The sequence below is a fragment of the Vibrio sp. YT-18 genome (assembly GCF_033337345.1).
Taxonomy (GTDB): domain Bacteria; phylum Pseudomonadota; class Gammaproteobacteria; order Enterobacterales; family Vibrionaceae; genus Vibrio; species Vibrio alginolyticus.
This window is the reverse complement of the sequence record NZ_JAWOQO010000267.1, coordinates 1-1052: the sequence shown is the minus strand read 5'-3', so window position 1 is coordinate 1052 and position 1052 is coordinate 1. Positions and strand designations below refer to the sequence as shown.

The following is a 1052-nucleotide window of genomic DNA, read 5'->3' as shown; positions in this document are numbered from 1 at the left end:
CAATTGACGACAACCCAATGATGCAGGCGCTGTTTGGTGGTTTGGCCATCATCTTTGAAGCTGGCAAATTTTATGCGTGGTATGAATACGGCGAGCGTCGCGCCCACAGAAATTACGGTGGGGCAATTACGGCCTTGGTGTTTTACTCTGTGCTTGCCGCTATCTCTATTGGCGGCAGTATCGGCGGCATCAACAGCGCGACTAACAGCGCACAAAGCCATATTTCTGTCGAGCAAGCAAAAATCGAAGCGTTTAACCGCCAGATTGCGTCTATCGATAAACAGATCGAGCTGAACAACATCGCGGCGCAGAAGTACATCGAGATGGAGCGCATCGCAACGGGGGTGACGCGAATTCAAGAGCAAAACAAAACCCTGCGCGAAGAGCAGCAGAGATTGGCGATGGAGCGAGACAGCTTGCCTCCGGTGACACAAGGCTCGGTCATCGGTCTGATCGATAGCCTTGCAAATGCGTTCGGTACGACATCGCAACAAGCTCAGTTATGGCTGGTGGTGTTCTTATCCATCCTGCTCGATTTCTTTGCGGCGTTTTTTGTTGGTTTGATTGGTGAAGAGCAACGTTTCCGTCACTATTACCGTCGCTACGTAGGCATGACCGTGGCATCAATTCGCGATATTGACCCAGAGCCAGCGGGTTATCTTCCACACATTAAGGATGAAGATGAACCCGCCATTGAGCAAAAAGTTGAAGAACCGGAAGAGCCAAAAACACTGCTAGAACAGGTGAGCGATGCCCTTAAAACTCATCAAATCACGTGTACGAAAAAAGCGGTAGCGAAGCAATTTAGACTTTCTGCGGAAGAGGTAGACAAAGTCTTCGAAGAGCTTGCAGAGCTTGGGCTGGTGGGTAAAAAAGCCAACCACCATTACCATTGGATTGGTCAAGCTGAAGCCGCTTAATGGTCTAGACTCAGTAAATATTTAAAGAGCGTCGATGGGCGCTCTTTTCTGTTTCCGCAATTTATCTTCCACGCTTAAACTTAATCGCTTAAGCCTTAATCTTTATTGAGCTTTTTGGTCACGTCTTTCACC

1 protein-coding gene is annotated in these 1052 nt (G+C 48.5%); it reads left to right on the top strand.

Annotated features, from left to right (window positions below; translation table 11 throughout):
• A partial coding sequence (locus tag R7M72_RS25880; protein WP_318056567.1) for a Preprotein translocase subunit SecY occupies nt 1–920 on the top strand: 920 nt, incomplete at its 5' end.
• Between the last annotated feature and the right edge of the window lie 132 nt (nt 921–1052).